The 15,714-nt window shown below is 67.4% G+C and carries 15 protein-coding genes; 10 read left to right on the top strand and 5 right to left on the bottom strand.

Annotation, left to right across the window (positions count from 1 at the left end):
• Positions 1–259 precede the first annotated feature (259 nt).
• Both ACTRWB_RS32455 and ACTRWB_RS32450 read left to right on the top strand, forming a co-directional pair.
• Positions 260–901 carry a response regulator gene (locus tag ACTRWB_RS32455; RefSeq protein ID WP_193102961.1) on the top strand — a complete coding sequence of 214 codons (642 nt, stop codon included), beginning with the start codon at positions 260–262 and terminating at the stop codon, positions 899–901.
• A gap of 61 nt (positions 902–962) precedes the next feature.
• Positions 963–2,771 carry a hybrid sensor histidine kinase/response regulator gene (locus ACTRWB_RS32450; RefSeq protein ID WP_446904294.1) on the top strand — a complete coding sequence of 603 codons (1,809 nt, stop codon included), beginning with the start codon at positions 963–965 and terminating at the stop codon, positions 2,769–2,771.
• A gap of 26 nt (positions 2,772–2,797) precedes the next feature.
• Here the strand turns inward: ACTRWB_RS32450 and ACTRWB_RS32445 are convergent, their stop codons facing one another.
• Entirely contained in the window at positions 2,798–3,706 is a 909-nt protein-coding gene (locus ACTRWB_RS32445) for a LysR family transcriptional regulator (RefSeq protein WP_446904293.1), read from the bottom strand.
• A 141-nt stretch (positions 3,707–3,847) separates the two neighbouring features.
• Here ACTRWB_RS32445 and ACTRWB_RS32440 point away from each other — a divergent pair, with 141 nt between their 5' ends.
• Both ACTRWB_RS32440 and ACTRWB_RS32435 read left to right on the top strand, forming a co-directional pair.
• On the top strand, positions 3,848–5,059 hold the full coding sequence (locus ACTRWB_RS32440; RefSeq protein WP_446904292.1) for an MFS transporter: 1,212 nt from the start codon (positions 3,848–3,850) through the stop codon (positions 5,057–5,059).
• A 13-nt stretch (positions 5,060–5,072) separates the two neighbouring features.
• Entirely contained in the window at positions 5,073–5,381 is a 309-nt protein-coding gene (locus ACTRWB_RS32435) for an ArsR/SmtB family transcription factor (RefSeq protein ID WP_446904291.1), read from the top strand.
• A 95-nt stretch (positions 5,382–5,476) separates the two neighbouring features.
• Here the strand turns inward: ACTRWB_RS32435 and ACTRWB_RS32430 are convergent, their stop codons facing one another.
• Together ACTRWB_RS32430 and ACTRWB_RS32425 are read right to left on the bottom strand one after the other, a co-directional pair.
• Positions 5,477–6,454 (bottom strand): ATP-binding protein, encoded by a 978-nt coding sequence (locus ACTRWB_RS32430; protein ID WP_446904290.1) that lies wholly within the window; start codon positions 6,452–6,454, stop codon positions 5,477–5,479.
• Positions 6,451–7,359, bottom strand: a complete 909-nt coding sequence (locus ACTRWB_RS32425; RefSeq protein WP_446904289.1) for a DMT family transporter — start codon at positions 7,357–7,359, stop codon at positions 6,451–6,453. The genes ACTRWB_RS32430 and ACTRWB_RS32425 overlap by 4 nt, the downstream gene beginning before the upstream one ends.
• A gap of 90 nt (positions 7,360–7,449) precedes the next feature.
• Between ACTRWB_RS32425 and ACTRWB_RS32420 the strand changes: the two genes are divergently transcribed.
• Positions 7,450–8,250 (top strand): AraC family transcriptional regulator, encoded by an 801-nt coding sequence (locus ACTRWB_RS32420; RefSeq protein ID WP_446904288.1) that lies wholly within the window; start codon positions 7,450–7,452, stop codon positions 8,248–8,250.
• Positions 8,251–8,274: 24 nt separating this feature from the next.
• Here the strand turns inward: ACTRWB_RS32420 and ACTRWB_RS32415 are convergent, their stop codons facing one another.
• Together ACTRWB_RS32415 and ACTRWB_RS32410 are read right to left on the bottom strand one after the other, a co-directional pair.
• Entirely contained in the window at positions 8,275–8,760 is a 486-nt protein-coding gene (locus tag ACTRWB_RS32415) for an anthrone oxygenase family protein (RefSeq protein ID WP_193102969.1), read from the bottom strand.
• Between the two features lie 2 nt (positions 8,761–8,762).
• Positions 8,763–9,587 (bottom strand): NmrA family transcriptional regulator, encoded by an 825-nt coding sequence (locus ACTRWB_RS32410; RefSeq protein ID WP_446904287.1) that lies wholly within the window; start codon positions 9,585–9,587, stop codon positions 8,763–8,765.
• Positions 9,588–9,681: 94 nt separating this feature from the next.
• On the opposite strand from ACTRWB_RS32410, the gene ACTRWB_RS32405 reads away from it, so the two are divergent.
• The 5 genes from ACTRWB_RS32405 to ACTRWB_RS32385 all read left to right on the top strand — a co-directional run bounded on the left by ACTRWB_RS32405 (position 9,682) and on the right by ACTRWB_RS32385 (position 15,712).
• The gene (locus tag ACTRWB_RS32405) at positions 9,682–10,347 is read left to right on the top strand and encodes a TetR family transcriptional regulator (protein WP_446904286.1); all 666 of its coding nucleotides are present in this window, start codon (positions 9,682–9,684) and stop codon (positions 10,345–10,347) included.
• A 721-nt stretch (positions 10,348–11,068) separates the two neighbouring features.
• Entirely contained in the window at positions 11,069–12,724 is a 1,656-nt protein-coding gene (locus ACTRWB_RS32400) for an AMP-binding protein (protein WP_446904374.1), read from the top strand.
• Positions 12,721–13,608 carry a hypothetical protein gene (locus ACTRWB_RS32395; RefSeq protein WP_446904285.1) on the top strand — a complete coding sequence of 296 codons (888 nt, stop codon included), beginning with the start codon at positions 12,721–12,723 and terminating at the stop codon, positions 13,606–13,608. Before ACTRWB_RS32400 ends, ACTRWB_RS32395 begins: the two co-directional genes overlap by 4 nt.
• On the top strand, positions 13,608–14,717 hold the full coding sequence (locus ACTRWB_RS32390) for a 3-oxoacyl-ACP synthase III family protein (RefSeq protein ID WP_446904284.1): 1,110 nt from the start codon (positions 13,608–13,610) through the stop codon (positions 14,715–14,717). Before ACTRWB_RS32395 ends, ACTRWB_RS32390 begins: the two co-directional genes overlap by 1 nt.
• Entirely contained in the window at positions 14,714–15,712 is a 999-nt protein-coding gene (locus tag ACTRWB_RS32385; RefSeq protein ID WP_446904283.1) for a beta-ketoacyl-ACP synthase 3, read from the top strand. Before ACTRWB_RS32390 ends, ACTRWB_RS32385 begins: the two co-directional genes overlap by 4 nt.
• The last annotated feature ends 2 nt before the right edge of the window (positions 15,713–15,714 follow it).

Here is a 15,714-nt window from a genome sequence, read left to right as displayed (position 1 = left end):
GGCGTGGCCTCAGGCGTCGCAGACCGCGTCGCGGCAATGCGCGCGGTGCCTCGCGCAGCGCCCCCGTAACGGCCTGCATTGCAAACCGTCACGATTGAGTCTCGGCGATATCCCGTCGAATGTAAACGCGACGTTAGGCGCAAGACAAATGCAGGATAAATAGAGGACAAATGAGACTTTAGTATTAAGACTTTCGTCTTGTACAATCCGGTTCGCTCAGACCGAATCAGCATCGGCCGTCCCACCTTTCATCACCCCAATGAAAATTCTGATCGTCGACGATCACGCGATCCTGCGGGACGGCGTGGAAATGCTGCTCCGTCAGGAGGACAGCAACACGGTCGTCGTTCAGGCGGGCAATGCGGATGACGCGGTGCGGATGCTCGACCAGCACACCGACCTCGACGCCATCGTGCTCGACCTGAAACTGCACGGCATGAACGGGCTCGAAGCGCTCGCCGTGTTCGCGCGGATGCGCCCGGGCCTGCCCGTCATCGTGCTGTCTTCGTCGGAGGATCTGAGCGCGGTGCGCAACGCGTTCGCGCAGGGCGCAATGGGCTACGTCCCGAAGTCCGCCGGCCCGCGCACGCTGCTGTCCGCCATCCGGATCGCACTCAACGGTGAACGTTACGTCCCGCCGCTCCTGCTCGACGAGCAGGCTGCGCCGCCCCCGGACGGCGCGACGAGCCCGCCACCCGCGTTACGCGACTCGACGTTGACGCAACGCCAGATCGAAGTACTCCGCTATCTTGCGGAAGGCGTGCCGAACAAGGTCATCGCGGACAAGCTCGGCTTGTCCGAAAAAACCGTCAAGGCGCATATCACCGCGATCTTCAAGGCACTGAACGTGATCAACCGGACCCAGGCGGCCGCCGCCGGCAGGAAGGCCGGGCTGATCTGATCGCCTGCCTGCGTCGCACCGGTCGAACCGGCCCGTTGGCGCGGGAGGTGCGCCGCGCGAATTGCCAACCCGACGCGAATCGCCTAGATTTTCTTCATTCTCATCGCCAGCGGGATCGCAGATGGCCTCCACGTCTCGCCCCACGGACGGTCACGCACCGCCCGATGCGCCGACCGACCCTGACGGCCCGTTCGATCTCGCCGCGGACGTGATCGAGCGATGGCAACGCCTCGTCGATCTGATGGCGGATATCGTCGGCGTCCCGGCCGGGCTGATCATGCGTCATGTCGGCAAGGACATCCAGGTGGTGGTGGCCAGCCGCAACGAAACCAATCCGTTCTATCAGGGCGAATCGGCCGAGCTGTCCGGCTCGGGGCTCTATTGCGAGGCGGTGATCGAGAGCGACCGCTCGCTGGTCGTGCCCGATGCGCGGCAATCGGCGCAATGGCACGACAACCCGGACCTGCGCGTCAACATGGTCTCGTATCTCGGCCTGCCGATCCACTGGCCCGACCGCACGACGTTCGGCACGATTTGCGTGCTCGACTGCAAGGAAAATGCGTATTCGGAACGGTACATCCGGCTCGTCGAGGAATTCCGCGACCAGATCGAAATGCAGCTCCAGCTGATCGACGCGCAGCGGATCGCCGAACGCGAGCGCCTGCGCGCCGCGCAACTCGCCGAAAACTTCCGTCTGCAGAAGGATCTCGCCACCGAGGCCTCGCACGTCAAATCGCGCTTTCTCGCGGCCGCGAGCCACGACCTCCGCCAGCCCGTCCATGCGCTCAGCCTGTTCGTCGGCGCGTTGCGGCACGTTCAGATGCCCGCCGACGGTGCGCTGCTCGTCGAGCGCATCAACCAGTCGGTCAATGCGATGGACGAACTGTTCACCGCGATCCTGGACATCTCGCGGCTCGACGCGGGCGTCGTGCCCGTGCATCGCCGACCGTTCGCGATCGACACGATGCTGGAGCGCGTGTGCAGCGACGTGGCCGTCGACGCGCATGCGAAGGGGTTGCAACTGACGTACGTGCGCAGCACCGTCGTCATCGACTCCGATCCGGTACTGCTCGAGCGTATCGTGCGCAACCTGCTGTCGAACGCGGTGCGCTATACCGACACCGGACGCATCGTCGTCGGCTGCCGGCGCACCCGCACGCACGTGCGCGTGCAAGTCATCGACACCGGGCGCGGCATCCCGGCCGATCAGCAGGACCGCGTGTTCGACGACTACTATCAGTTGACCCATCACGGCCGCGGGCACGAACAGGGCATGGGCCTCGGGCTGGCAATCGTGCGACGCCTGGCCGAATTGCTTGATTGCCCGCTGATGCTGCGCTCCGCGCCCGGGCGGGGCTCGTGCTTCGAACTGCAGGTCGCGCGAATGCCGGCGACCGCCCAGCCGCCCGGCGCCGTTGCGGACGAGATCGCCGTCGACGCGGCCGCGGCGGCCGCCCACCTCGTGGTCGTGATCGACGACGAATCGGCCATCCGCACCGGGATGTCGATCCTGCTCGCGCAATGGGGCTACCGGGTCGTCGCGACCGCGTCGGCAAGCGAGGCGATCGCACGCCTGGCGTCGGACGACGTACGCCCGACCTTGCTGATCTGCGATCTGCACCTGCACGGCGACGAGAACGGAATCGGTGCGATCTCGCGGCTGCGCGACGAATACAACACGGCCATTCCGGCGATGCTGATCACCGGCGACACGACGGCGCGCCGGCCCGGCCGGTCGAAGCACGGCGGCTTCATGCTGCTGCACAAGCCGGTGCCGAGCGACAAGCTGCGCTCGGCAATGGAGCGTGTCCTGCGCGCGCAGACGGGGAGGCAGGCTTTCGGGCACACCGATCGTGACAACAGATCCTAGCCGGTACGCGGTCCCGAATCAGGCCATCAGCCGGTCGTGAGCCCCGCAATACGCTCACGCAGCCGTGGCGCGACGAAATCGAGAAACGCGCGCAACTTCAGCGGCATCGGCGCCTGCCCCTTGTGCACCAGGCTGACCGGCTGCGGCTGCGATTCGAACGCGTCGAGCACCACGTCCAGCGTCCGATCGCGCAGTGCCTGCGCGACCTGATACGACAGCACGCGGATCAGCCCCACGCCGAGCACGGCGGCGTCGATGGCCGCTTCGGCCGTATTCACGGCAAAGCGTGAGTGGACGGGCACCGTCAGTTCGCCCTTCTCGCCGTCGAACACCCACGCGCGACGCGACGCCAGCACCTCGAAGGTAATGCATTGATGCTGCGCCAGATCGCCGGGCGCTTCGGGCGCGCCATGTGCCGCGAGGTAGGCGGGACTCGCGCAGATCACACGGCGCACGCTACCGACACGCGTGGCCATAAAGGTGCTGTCGGGCAACTCGCCGATCCGAAGCGCGACGTCGATCTGTTCTTCCATCAGATGGGTCACGCGGTCCGTCAGCACCAGCCGCACGTCGATCTCCGGATAGTGGGCGAGGAACGCGGCCACCACCGGCACGATATGCAGGCGCCCGAACACGATCGGCGCGGTGACGATCAACTCGCCGCGCGGCGCCGCGTATTCGCCGGTGGCGGCGCGCTCGGTTTCCGCGATGTCGTCGAGGATGCGCCGGCAACCGGCGACATACGACTCGCCGGCCTCGGTCAGCGACAGTTGCCGGGTCGTGCGATGCAGCAGCCGCGTATTCAGGTAGGTCTCGAGGTCCGAGATCTTGCGGCTCACGGTCGCCAGCGGAATGCCGAGCTGGCGCGCGGCGGCCGACATGCTGCCGGCATCGATCACCGCCACCAGCAGGGACATCGACTCGAGGCGGTTCATGTTGCCTCTCGAATTTTGGAAAGATGATTCCAAATTATGCTGGATTATCTTTACCAGTGCAAGGCGGTAGGCTGCTTCCAGGTCATCCCGCCGACAGCATCCGCTGCCGGCAAAAACGGATCGCCACGAAAGGAACCCGCCATGAACGAATTGCCCCTTGCATCCGGCATGCCGCCCGTCGCGGCTGTCGCGCCGCCCGCCACCGCCTCGCGCGGCAAGATCGTCGCGATGGCCGCCATCGCCGGCGCGGTGGTGACCAACATCTACTGCACGCAACCGATCCTGCCGCTGATCGCGCAGGACCTGCAGGCCGACCCGGCGACGGCCGACCTGGTGGCCGGCGCGGCGCTGCTCGGCTTCGCGACCGGGCTGGCGCTGCTGCTGCCGCTCGGCGACCGCTACGATCGGCGCAAGCTGGTACTGGGCCAGATCGCACTGGCCTTCGCGTTCGCGGTGGCGTCCTCGTTCGCGCCGGGTGTGTGGGCGCTGGTCGGTGCCGCATTCGGGCTCGGGGTGGTCAGCTGCGTGCCCCAGCAACTGGTGCCGTTCGCGGCCGTGATGTCGGCGCCCACCGAACGTGGTCGCAATGTCGGCACGGTGGTCACCGGCATCATGGTCGGGATCCTGCTCGGCCGCGCGGTCAGCGGCCTGATCGCCGCGCACTATGGCTGGCGCGCGGTGTATGGCGTCGAGGCCGCCGCGATGGTGCCGGTGGGCATCGCCGCCGCGTGGCTGCTGCCGCGTGGCGTGCCGAGCACGACGCTGTCCTATGGCCGGCTGCTCGCGTCGCTGTGGACGCTGGCGCGCGCGCATCGCCCGATCCGCGAATCGATGATCGTGCAGGCGCTGCTGTGGGCCGCCTTCAATGCGTTCTGGGTCAATCTCGCGGCGCTGCTCGCCGACGGGCCCTGGCACCTCGGCAGCGCGTGGGCCGGCGGCTTCGGCCTGATCGGCGCGGCGGGCGCGCTGGCCGCCACGATCGGCGGCCGGGCGTCGGACCGGATCGGCACGCGGCGCGTGATCGGCCTGGGCATCGCGATCGTGACGGTCTCCTACCTGATTCTGGCCGGCGCCGGCAGCTCGTTCGCGCTGCTCGTGATCGGCGTGGTGGTGCTCGACATCGGCGTGCAGGCCGGGCTGGTCGCGAACCAGACGCGCGCGTTTGCCGCCGATCCGAAGGCGCAGGGCCGCATCAACAGCCTCTACATGACCGCGACCTTCGTCGGCGGCGCGCTCGGCGCAACCGTCAGCGGCGCGCTGATGGCCCGCTTCGGCTGGCATGGCGTGGTCGCGTTCGGCATCGCGGCCGGGCTCGCCGCCGCGCTCGTGCATCGCTGCATGGGGCGGCGCTGATCCGGCGTGCGCGATGACCGACCTCGACCTCATTCATAAGGCGCTCGCGCATCCGTTTCGACGGGACGTGCTGCGCTGGCTGAAGGCGCCGGACTCACCGGACACGTTCCCGCGCGCGGCGCGGCTCCACTCGTGCCACGGCGTACCGCTCGCGTCGATCGTGGCGCGCAGCGGGTTATCGCAATCGACCGTCTCGGCCCACATCGCGCTGCTGCGCGACGCGGGCCTGATCGTCGCGACGCCGGTCGGGCAGTGGATCTTCGTCGCCCGCAACGACACGGCCATCGCCGCGTTCGTCGCCCGGGTCGCCAGCGATCTCTGACCTGATCCGGCCCGGGGCAGCATCAGGACGATGCGTTGGGTCGTGACTGACGTTGCGTTCCGCGTGTTGTCCGAGCGGCGGCTGTAGCGCGGCGCTCAGCCCGTCCGCCGCACGGGTTCGCGTTCGGCCGCGTCGTCTTCTTCGACAAACCGCCCCGCGTAATCGCGCGCGAACTGCACGGCGATGCGGCCAGAGCGCGCGCCGCGCTCGAGCGCCCATTGCAGCGCGGGCTCGCGCGCCGCACGGATCTGCTCGACGTCGAAACCTGCCGCACCGAGGCGGCTGTCGACGACGGCCAGGTATTCGTCCTGCGTGAAGCCGTAGAACGTGACCCAGATCCCGAAGCGCTCCGACAGCGAGATCCGCTCCTCGACCGCATCGCCGGGATGCAGCTCGCCATTCTCCGCACGGGACACGTTCGCGTTGTCGCTCGCGTGCTCGGGCATCAGGTGGCGGCGATTGGACGTCGCGTACACCAGCACGTTCGACAGGTCGCTCGCGACCGATCCGTCGAGCACGGTCTTTAGCCCCTTGTAGCCGGTCTCGCCCGCCTCGAACGACAGGTCGTCGCAAAACACGATATAGCGCTCGGGCCGCGCGCGCACCAGCTCGACGATCGCCGGCAGGTCGTTCAGCCCTTCCTTGCTGACCTCGATCAGCCGCAACCCGTGTGCCGCGAACGCGTGCAGGCACGCCTTCACGATCGACGACTTGCCGGTGCCGCGCGCGCCGGTCAGCAGCACGTGATTGGCCGCGAACCCGCGCACGAACTGCCGCGTGTTCCGTTCGACGATCGCCGCCTGCCGGCCGACGTTGCGCAGCGCGTCGAACGCGACGAGCGCGGGCGACGGGATCGGCTCGAGCGGTGCCGCGTGATGAGCGCCGCCAAAGCCGCGCCAGCGAAACGCAACGGCCGCCTCGAAATCGACGGCCGCCGGCCGCCCGGTGTGCGCCATCGCTTCGAGCGCCACCGCGATCCGTTCGAGCTGACGCGCGAGCGACGACACGGCAACGGGTGCGCGCCCATCCGGCAGCGCGGCAATCAGGTCCTGCACGTCGCGATCGCCGCTCATTGCCGAGCGCCCTGCGACGCGCTCGCCTGAAACGGGAACCGCTGCGCGAGCGCCACGCCGAGCAGCGCAACGCCCCCGCCGATCAGGTGATAAAGCCGCAGCGATTCGCCGAGCAGCACGATCGCGCCGCCGGCCGTCATCACGGGCAGCAGGTTCATGAACATCGCGCAGCGGCTCGGGCCGAGCAGCCGCACGCCCTGCATCCACAGATAGGGCAGCACCACCGACGCCAGCACGCCGGCGTACAGGATCAGCGGCACGCTCGCGCGCGTCGGCCATGCGGCTTGCGCGGGCAGCCGCAGCAACATCGGCACCATGAACACGAGCGCGGCGAGCGCCTGCACGTAGGTCGACTGCCACGCCGGCAGCGCACCGATGCGCCAGCGCTTGAGCAGCACGCCGTAGAGCGCATACGCGGCCGACGCGGCCAGCATCAGCAGGTCGCCCGCATGCACGCCGCGCGCGGCGATCGCGGTCGGGTGCCCTTCGGCGATCAGGTACACGACGCCCGCGAGCGACAGCATGCCGCCGGCCACCATGCCCGCGCCCGGCGGATCGCCGAGCAGCAGCGAGCTGAGCGCCATCGTCATCAGCGGCACCAGCGCGGTGATGATCGCCATGTTGGTCGCACTCGTCGTTTTCGCGGCCTCGTAGGACAGACTCTGGAACAGCGCCATCGCGAGGAAGCCGAGCACCGCGAGCTTCGGCAGGTGCGCGACGAGCGCCGCGCGATTGCGCCACGCCGGGCGCAACGTGAACACGCTCATCAGCGCGACGGCGAGCAGCAGCCGGTAGAACGTGATCGCCGACGGGTCAATCGTCGATGCCGACAGCTTCGACACGACGACGTTGCCGGCCCACAGCGCGATCGCGCAGAAGGGAAACAGAAAAGGAGACTTGTTCATCGCGTTTGACGGATTAATATCGTGACAGGGATCTGGCGTGCATCGGAACGCCATCGTGCCCGCCCGCCCAACTGCCTGTCTCACGCCAAAATGTCAGGACTTATCGCCAATCGGACAATCGAGTCCACCCCACCCTTCGCGCACCTGCGCTACGAATCGACGCCGATGCCCGTGTCGGCGATGGCGGCGACGTACGCGCACGGCACGTGCATCGAGCCGCATCGCCACCGCCGCGCGCAACTGCTCTATGCGATCGAGGGCGTGATGCACGTGCAATCCGAAGGCGCGTCGTGGGTCGTGCCGCCAACGCGCGGCGTGTGGCTCGAAGCCGGCCTCGACCATACGGTGCAGATGAGCGGCGACGTGCAGATGCGTACCGTGTTCGTCGAGCCCGGCGCGGTCGAGCACCTGCCCGCACGGAGTTGCGTCGTGGAAGTGCATCCGCTGCTGCGCGAGCTGATCCTCGCCGCGGTGGACGTACCGCTCGACTACGCACCGGGCTCGCGCCACGATCACCTGATGCACCTGCTGCTCGCCGAGGTGACGGTCGCGCCGCTGTTGCCGCTGTACCTGCCGTGGCCGCACGACGCGCGCCTGCGGACGATCTGCGACACGCTCGTCGCCACGCCCGACGACCTGCGCACGATCGCCGAGTGGGCCGACGTGCTCGGCCTGTCGGTGCGCACGCTGCATCGCGCATTCCGCCGCGAGACGGGGCTCAGCTTCCGCCGCTGGCGCGAGCAGGCGCGGCTGCTGCTCGCGCTCAAGCGCCTGGCGCACGGCGAGAAAGTGCTGACCGTCGCGATGGATCACGGCTACAGCAGCCAGAGCGCGTTCTCCGCGATGTTCAAGCGGCATTTCGGCGTGTCGCCGTCGGCGTTTTATGCGTAGCGCGTGTTCGGCGCGACGGCACCGCTACCGCGCCGCAATCCCCGCGATGAAAAACACGCACGCGGCCGCCGACGCCACCGTGCGCACGTGATTCCACATCGTCCAGTCGTGCACGTAGCGCGTCCACAGCGCCGCGCCGTGCGTCGTGAGCGGATCGGCCGCGGCCAGCGCATCGTTGAGCGGCACGTTGACGGCCATCGTCACCGCGAACATGCCGAACACGTAGAGCACGCCGCCCGCGACCGCCGCCATCGCGCCCGGCTGGTCGCGATCGAACAGCGCGATCACGACCAGCGCGAGCGCCATCAGCGTCGTGCCGAGGAACAGCGGCATGAACGGCGAGCGCACGATGTCGACGTTGATCGCATTCATCGCGGCCACGCCGGCATGCGGCGCGATCCGTGCGAGCGACGTCATCACGAACGTCGAGAACGCGAAGTACACGCCGGCCATCAGCCCGCAGCCGATGGCCGAACCCCACAGCAACGCGGAAGTCACGAGCGCGATCATGGTCATGCGCTCCACACGCCGGTCGCGGCCGTCGCACGCGCATAGTCGGAGAAATCGCGCGCGGGCCGCCCGAGCGTCTCCTCGATGCCGTGCATCACCGCGCTGTTGCGCCCGTCGAGCACCACGCCGAACAGTTCGTCGAGCAGTGCGACGACCGGCTCCGGCACGCCAACCTCGCGCAGCGCCGCGACGAACGCGTCCGGCGGAATCTCGCGATACGCGATCGGCCGGCCGGCAGCCCGCGCGATTTCACCGACCGCTTCGGCGAACGTCAGCGCACGCGGGCCCGTCACCTCGATCACACGGTTCGCGAACCGTGCATCGGTGAGCGCGGCCACGGCCACGTCCGCGATGTCGTCCGCATCGACGAACGGCTCGCGCACCGCACCGGCCGGCAGCGCGACCTCGCCGGCCAGCACGCCGTCGATCAGGTAACCCTCGGAGAAGTTCTGGTTGAACCAGCTCGCGCGCACCACGCCCCAGCCCACACCTGACGCCTGCAGCGCGGCCTCGGCCGCCTGCGCGCGTGGCTCGCCGCGCCCCGACAGCAGCACCACACGTTCGACGCCGCTGTCACGGGCGAGCCGCGCGAATGCGGCGATCGCGTCCACCGCGCCGTCGACGGCGAGGTCGGGCTGGTAGGTCACATACGCGGCCGACACGCCGTCGAGCGCGGCGGGCCAGGTCGCGGGCGCCGTCCAGTCGAAGCGGACGGCCGACGTGCGCGACACGGGCCGGGTAGCGATGCCGCGTGCGCGCAGCCGCGCATCGACACGGGCGCCCGTCTTGCCCGAACCGCCGACGATGAGGATGGGAAGTGCCGACATGTGTGTCTCCTTGGGTCAAAATACGAGAATGTCTCGCGTTTCAAAAACACGATAGACTCTCGCATTAGCAACGTCAAGTTTTTCTGGAGGCGGCATGGGCCGACAAAAATCGGGGCAGAACGACGAGCCTGAAGCGGTGGCAGCGGACGCGCCGGCGCGCGCGCGGCTGGTACCGACGCAGCAGCGCAGCCGCGAGCGGTTCGAACGCATCCTCGCGTGCGCGTCGGAAGTCATGATCGAGAAAGGCTGCGACGCGTTCCGGATGAGCGACATCGTCGAGCGCACGGGCATCTCGTTCGGTTCGCTGTATCAGTACTTTCCGGACAAGGCAGCCGTGATCGGCACGCTCGCGGAACGCTACAACGCAGTCGGGCACGACTGCGTGCGGCGCGACCTGGCGAAGATGAAGCGGATCGAGGATCTGCACGGCACGCTGTGCCGCATCACCGACAGCTACTACCAGATGTTCGTCGACGAGCCGCTGATGCGGGACATCTGGCGGGCCACGCAAGCCGACCGCGCGCTGCAGGAACTCGACCGGGCGGACGGCGTGTTTCTGGCCGGGCTATTGACCGGTGCGTTGCGGGATCTCGCGCCGGCGGTACCCGACGCGCAGTTGGCCGCATTCTCGGAATTGACGATGGTGTTGATCGCTGCAGCGGTGCGGCATGCGATCGAGCTGCCGCCGAAGGCGGCGCGCAGGATTCTCGCGATGTTCAAACGGACATTGCCGGAAGATTTATCGGTGCTCGACAGCTAGGATGTGTTCGAATCCTCGAACCGCGGCATTCCGATTTCGCACTTGAAACAAAATATTCGTTAATACAATTACGCAAATCCATATGGGCGCAACCCGAGACCCCGGCGCCCGCCTCCCCTGATTTCCCACCCAAACCGACTCGATAACCCGCTGCTCCCGGGAGCGCGGGTCTTTCGTCTTTCGCGCGAAGCAATCCGCTTCGTGACGCAACGCTCGTTTCGCCCCGGTGAACGTCGCGATGCTTTATTCAGCAATCCGGCAGCCAGATTCCACCGGAGTCAACAAATCGCGAGATGATTAACCGAAATCGATTAACTCAATCAAATGCCGATGCTTAATGGAATCGATTTCAATCAATAATTCCAACCATCCATCCATTTGGCCATTTACTTTTCAATTTTACTTCCGCTAAGCTTACGGCACGTTTTTAAACCCACCAAATCGATCGGCGAATTTCCAACCCCAAGCAATCCGCATTAAATCGATCGATTATTGTTTATTTTGAAAATCGAATGAGATGGAATAAATCCATAAAAACCGGCAAGCCATCATGTGATTGACCGGGCTCTCCGTGCGTCGCGCGGCGACAGGTGCCTGCCGCCCCGACCACGCTTCTTTGGCATCGCGATTCAGGTTGCGCGGGACGGGCCCGATCCTATGGCCCGGCCGGCGCCGTACCGCTATCGCGGACTTCAAACTCACACTCTTGCGAGCGCTGACGATGGACGACTTTTGCCGCGCGAACCTGCCCCCTGCCGAAGATTGGCCGGCGTTTGTCTTCGAGTTGCCGGGGCTGCAGTTTCCGCCGTTTCTCAATTGCGCCGCCGCGCTGCTGGATACCGCAGTCGAGGAACGGGGCTGGGGCGATCGCGTTGCGATCAGGACCGAGTCGGGCATCACGTGGTCGTATCGCGAGTTGCGCGACGCCGGCAACCGGATCGCCAACATGCTGGTCCGCGATGCGGGCCTGGTGGCCGGCAATCGGGTGCTGCTGCACGGCGCCAATCACCCGATGCTGGCCGCCGCGTGGTTTGGCGTGGTCAAGGCCGGCGGCGTGGCCGTCGCGACGATGCCGAAGCTGCGCGCCGGCGAACTGTCGACCATCATCGGGCGAGCCCGGGTCACGCACGTCATCTGCGAAGCCGGGCTGTCGACCGAGCTCGACACGGCGATGGCGCGCATTCAGTGGCGCGGCGACGTTCGGTACTACGAAACGGATGACACGCATCCGCACGCGCACTGGCTCGGCGGTTATTCAGCGGTATTCGCGGCAGCCGACACGCGCGCGGACGATCCTTGCCTCATCGCGTTCACGTCGGGGACGACCGGGGAACCGAAGGCCACCGTCCATTTTCATCGCGACGTGATGGCGGCCTGCCACTGCTTTCCGCAGCATGTGCTCCGGCCCACGGCCGATGACGTCTTCTGCGGGTCGCCACCGCTCGCGTTCACGTTCGGCCTCGGCGCGCTGCTGCTGTTTCCGATCAGTGTCGGCGCAAGCGTCGTGCTGTTGCCGAAAGCGAGCCCGGAGCGGCTGCTGGCCGCCATCGACCGGCATCGGGTCAGCATCCTGTTTACGGCGCCGGCGGCCTATCGGGCCATGCTCGACCATCTCGACACGCATGACCTGTCGTCCCTGCGCAAATGCGTGTCGGCGGGTGAAGCGCTCCCGTCCTGGACACGCGACGCATGGCGGGAGCGCACCGGCCTGCACCTGATCGACGGCATCGGGTCGACCGAGATGCTGCACATCTTCGCGTCGACCGGCGACACCGGCACGAAGGACGGCGCAATCGGCAAGGCGGTGCCCGGTTACCGCCTTGCCGTCCTGGATGAGCACGGCCAATGCCTGCCGCCCTACGAAATCGGCTACCTGGCCGTGCAGGGGCCGACCGGGTGCCGCTACCTGAATGACGCGCGGCAACGCGACTACGTGAAGCACGGCTGGAACCTGACGGGCGACAGCGCCTACCTGGACGAGGAAGGTTATCTGTTCTATCAGGCGCGCGCGGACGACATGATCATCAGCTCAGGCTACACGGTGTCTCCCGGCGAAGTGGAGCAGGCGCTGCTGCGCCATCCCGATATCGCCGAATGCGGCGTCGTCGGACAGATCGACGAATGGGGCGGCACGCTCATTTGCGCGCATGTGGTGCTGCGACCGGGCGTCGGCGGCTCGGACGCATTGACGACGCAGCTGCAGCAGCACGTCAAGAACGTGATTGCGCCGTACAAATGTCCGCATCGCGTGACCTATCACGCCGGCGGTTTGCCACGCAACGAATCGGGCAAATTGCGGCGTGCCGTGCTCCGGCAGGCGGGTCATGGCGTGACGCATCCCCTGAATCAAGCAGTCCTCAACGAGCACGCCTTATGAAAATTCTCGGCGCCGCGGTGGCCATTCCGGACCCCGCGATCACCGCGCAATCCTGCGCCAACGATTACGCGATCAAGGCAGCCAGGCAGGCGCTGCAGCAAGCCGGTTGCCTGCCGTCGGAACTGGACCTGATCGTCAGCCTGTCGATTTCTCCCAGCCGGATGGCGGACGCGCCGACGATCGCCGGGCCGCGGCTGGCGCACTCGGTGCAGCGCGACCTGCGTGCGCGACATGCGGCCGTGTTCGATCTGCTCGACGCGGACTGGACGCTCGCACTCGATCTCGCGCAAAGCCATTGCAAACAGCTCGGCTATCGACGCGCGCTCGTCGTTCGCGCGGAGGCGCTCGCGGACGTCGAACAGGTGGCCACGAGCGGCTTCGCCGACGGTGCGGGGGCGATCGTCCTGACGCCTGCCGGCCAGGACCGCGTCGATGCGAGCCGCTACGCGGACCTCGATTCACCCCCGTTCGCGACGCTCGATGCACTGCCCGCCCGGCGCGTGAACGGCCTCCTGTCGCTGGCCCGCTTCGAGAGCCGGTTCGATCACGCAACCGGTCGCTTCGACGCCGAACCGGCCAATGCGGCCAGCGCGGTGCGCGCGATGGTCGACGCGGCGCAGAGCCGCATCGACCGGCGCGCCGCCACGCTGTTTTGCGAATCGTGGTTGAGCGGATGGCCGTCGATCGCCACCGGCGTGGGTCGCGATTTCCACGTCGATGTCGTCGCCGGTTCGACGGATATCCCGAACCCGTTCCAGCTGCCCGCGTGGCTCACGTCCCGCGTCGCACATTCGATGTCGTTGCGTGAGGATGAACGGTCGGTGGTCGCCATGACGCTGGATCCGTTCAGGCCGCGCATCGCCTGCAGCACGATGGAGGTCTGATGGTGCACAACGTCCGAATCGCAAGTCTCGCGTGCCGCCTGCCGGCACGCCAGGTCCCCAACGACGATCCCGTGTTCGCGGACGTCGAGCCCATTCCGTCGGAATGGTGGCAATTCTGGGGCATCGAATCGCGCTACATGATCGATCCCGATGCCGGCGAATCCGAGCTTGCGCTGGCCGAGCGCACGGCGCGCGACGCACTCGCCCGTGCCGGCGTGGAGGCCGCCGAACTCGATCTGGTGCTGTTCAACATGACGTCGCCGTTCGTCTCGCTCGCCGACGGCCGGCGCCGTTTCGCGCCGCGGCTGTCGCGCGCGCTGCGCGACCGGCTCGGCGCCACGCGCGCGCTCGACGCCGATGTCGAGATGGAATGCGCGAGCTTCGTGCTGCAACTGCAGCTCGCCACCAACCTCATCAAGCAGGGGCGGGTGAAACGCGCGCTGGTGTGCTCGTCGGAGCGCATGTCGGCGGTAGTCGACTACACCAGCAAATCGTCGACGAACTTCGGCGATGGTGCGGCCGCGGCCGTGCTCGTCGCCGAGCCGGCCGATCCCGGCGGTGCCGACTGGCTGGATGCCGCGTATCGCAGCGATGCAACGCACTACGACCTCGTGACGATGCAGTGGCGCAACGCCCGGGCCGCGGCAGACGACAACGCGGCAACCGACGCCGACAACCCGTTCGGCGTGTATTTCACGCTCAAGCCCGAAGCGCAGGAGGCGATCTCGCGCTTCATGCCGGTGGCCATTCCCGATATCGTTGAGCGGCTGTTGCAGCGGAGCGGAACAGGCATCGCCGACGTCGATGCGATGGTGTTCCATCAGCCGTCGGCGCTGCTCGTGCGCGCATGGGCCCAGCGGCTCGGGCTCAAGCCCGACCAATACGTGATTCGCGTGGCCGATTGTGCGTGCCTCGTATCGGCCGCCGTGCCATTTGCATTGTTCGAGTCGATCCGCGAAGGCGTGATCCGGCCGGGATCGTTGGTCGTGATTGCCGGCGCGGGCGCCGGCTGGGGCTTCGGCGCGCAATTGTGGCGCTGGGGCGAAACCGTCGTGACCGATGCGGGCGAAACCGTCGCCGCCGTCACCGAGCAGGAGGCGCAGGCATGACCACCAGACTCGTTATCGCCGGGATGGGCCATGCGCTGCCGGAGCGGATCGTCAGCAACGACGAAGTCGCCGGCATGATCGACACCAGCGACGCGTTCATCCGCGAACGCACCGGCGTCGTCGCGCGACGCTATCTCGCCCCCGATCAGGATCTGGCGGATCTCGCGTGCCCGGCTGCGGAACGGGCGATGGCCGACGCCGGCGTCACTGCGCACGACGTCGACCTGCTGATCGTCAATACGCTGTCGCCGGATCATCACGATCCGTCGCAGGCATGCTACATCCAGCCCCGGCTCGGCTTGCGGGAAATCCCGTGCTTCGATATCCGCGCGCAATGCAGCGGCGGGCTCTACGGGGTCGAGATCGCGCGCCATTTCCTCGCGAGCGGCCTGTATCGCAACGTGCTGCTGATCTGCGCCGAAGCCCTGTCGCGGCGGATCGACACCAGCAATGCCGGCCGGAATCTGTCGATCCTGCTGAGCGACGGCGCCGCCGCGCTGCTGCTGCAAGCGACGGACCACCCGGCGCACGGGCTGATCGACCTGACGCTCGGCGCCGACGGCACCCAGTTCGACCTGCTCAGCACCGAAGCGCCCGGCGCGCGACGCCCCCGCTTCATCGACGAAGACGACCTCGCGGCCGGCCGGCATTACTTCCGGATGAAAGGCGGGCCCATGTTCGAAGACGCCACGCGGCGCATCGTCGACGCGTGCCGGCAGATGCTCGACAAGCACCGGCTGACGATCGGTGATATCGGCCTGGTCGTGCCGCATCAGCCGAACCTGCGCATCCTCGACGCGGTCATCGAGCGGCTCGGGCTGCCCCGCGAGCGCTGCATGATCTCCGTCGATCAGCTGGGCAACATGGCAAGCGCGGCGTTTCCGGTCGCGCTTGCCATCGCGCGCGAGCAAGGCCGCATGCCGGCCGGGCAGCTCAACCTCTTCGTGACCTACGGCGCGGGCGCGACCTGGGCCTGTGCGCTCTATCGGAGCTGAAC

Source organism: Burkholderia sp. YIM B11467 (genome assembly GCF_052952715.1).
The sequence above is the reverse complement of the archived record's forward strand: the minus strand, read 5'-3'. Positions and strand labels throughout refer to the sequence as shown.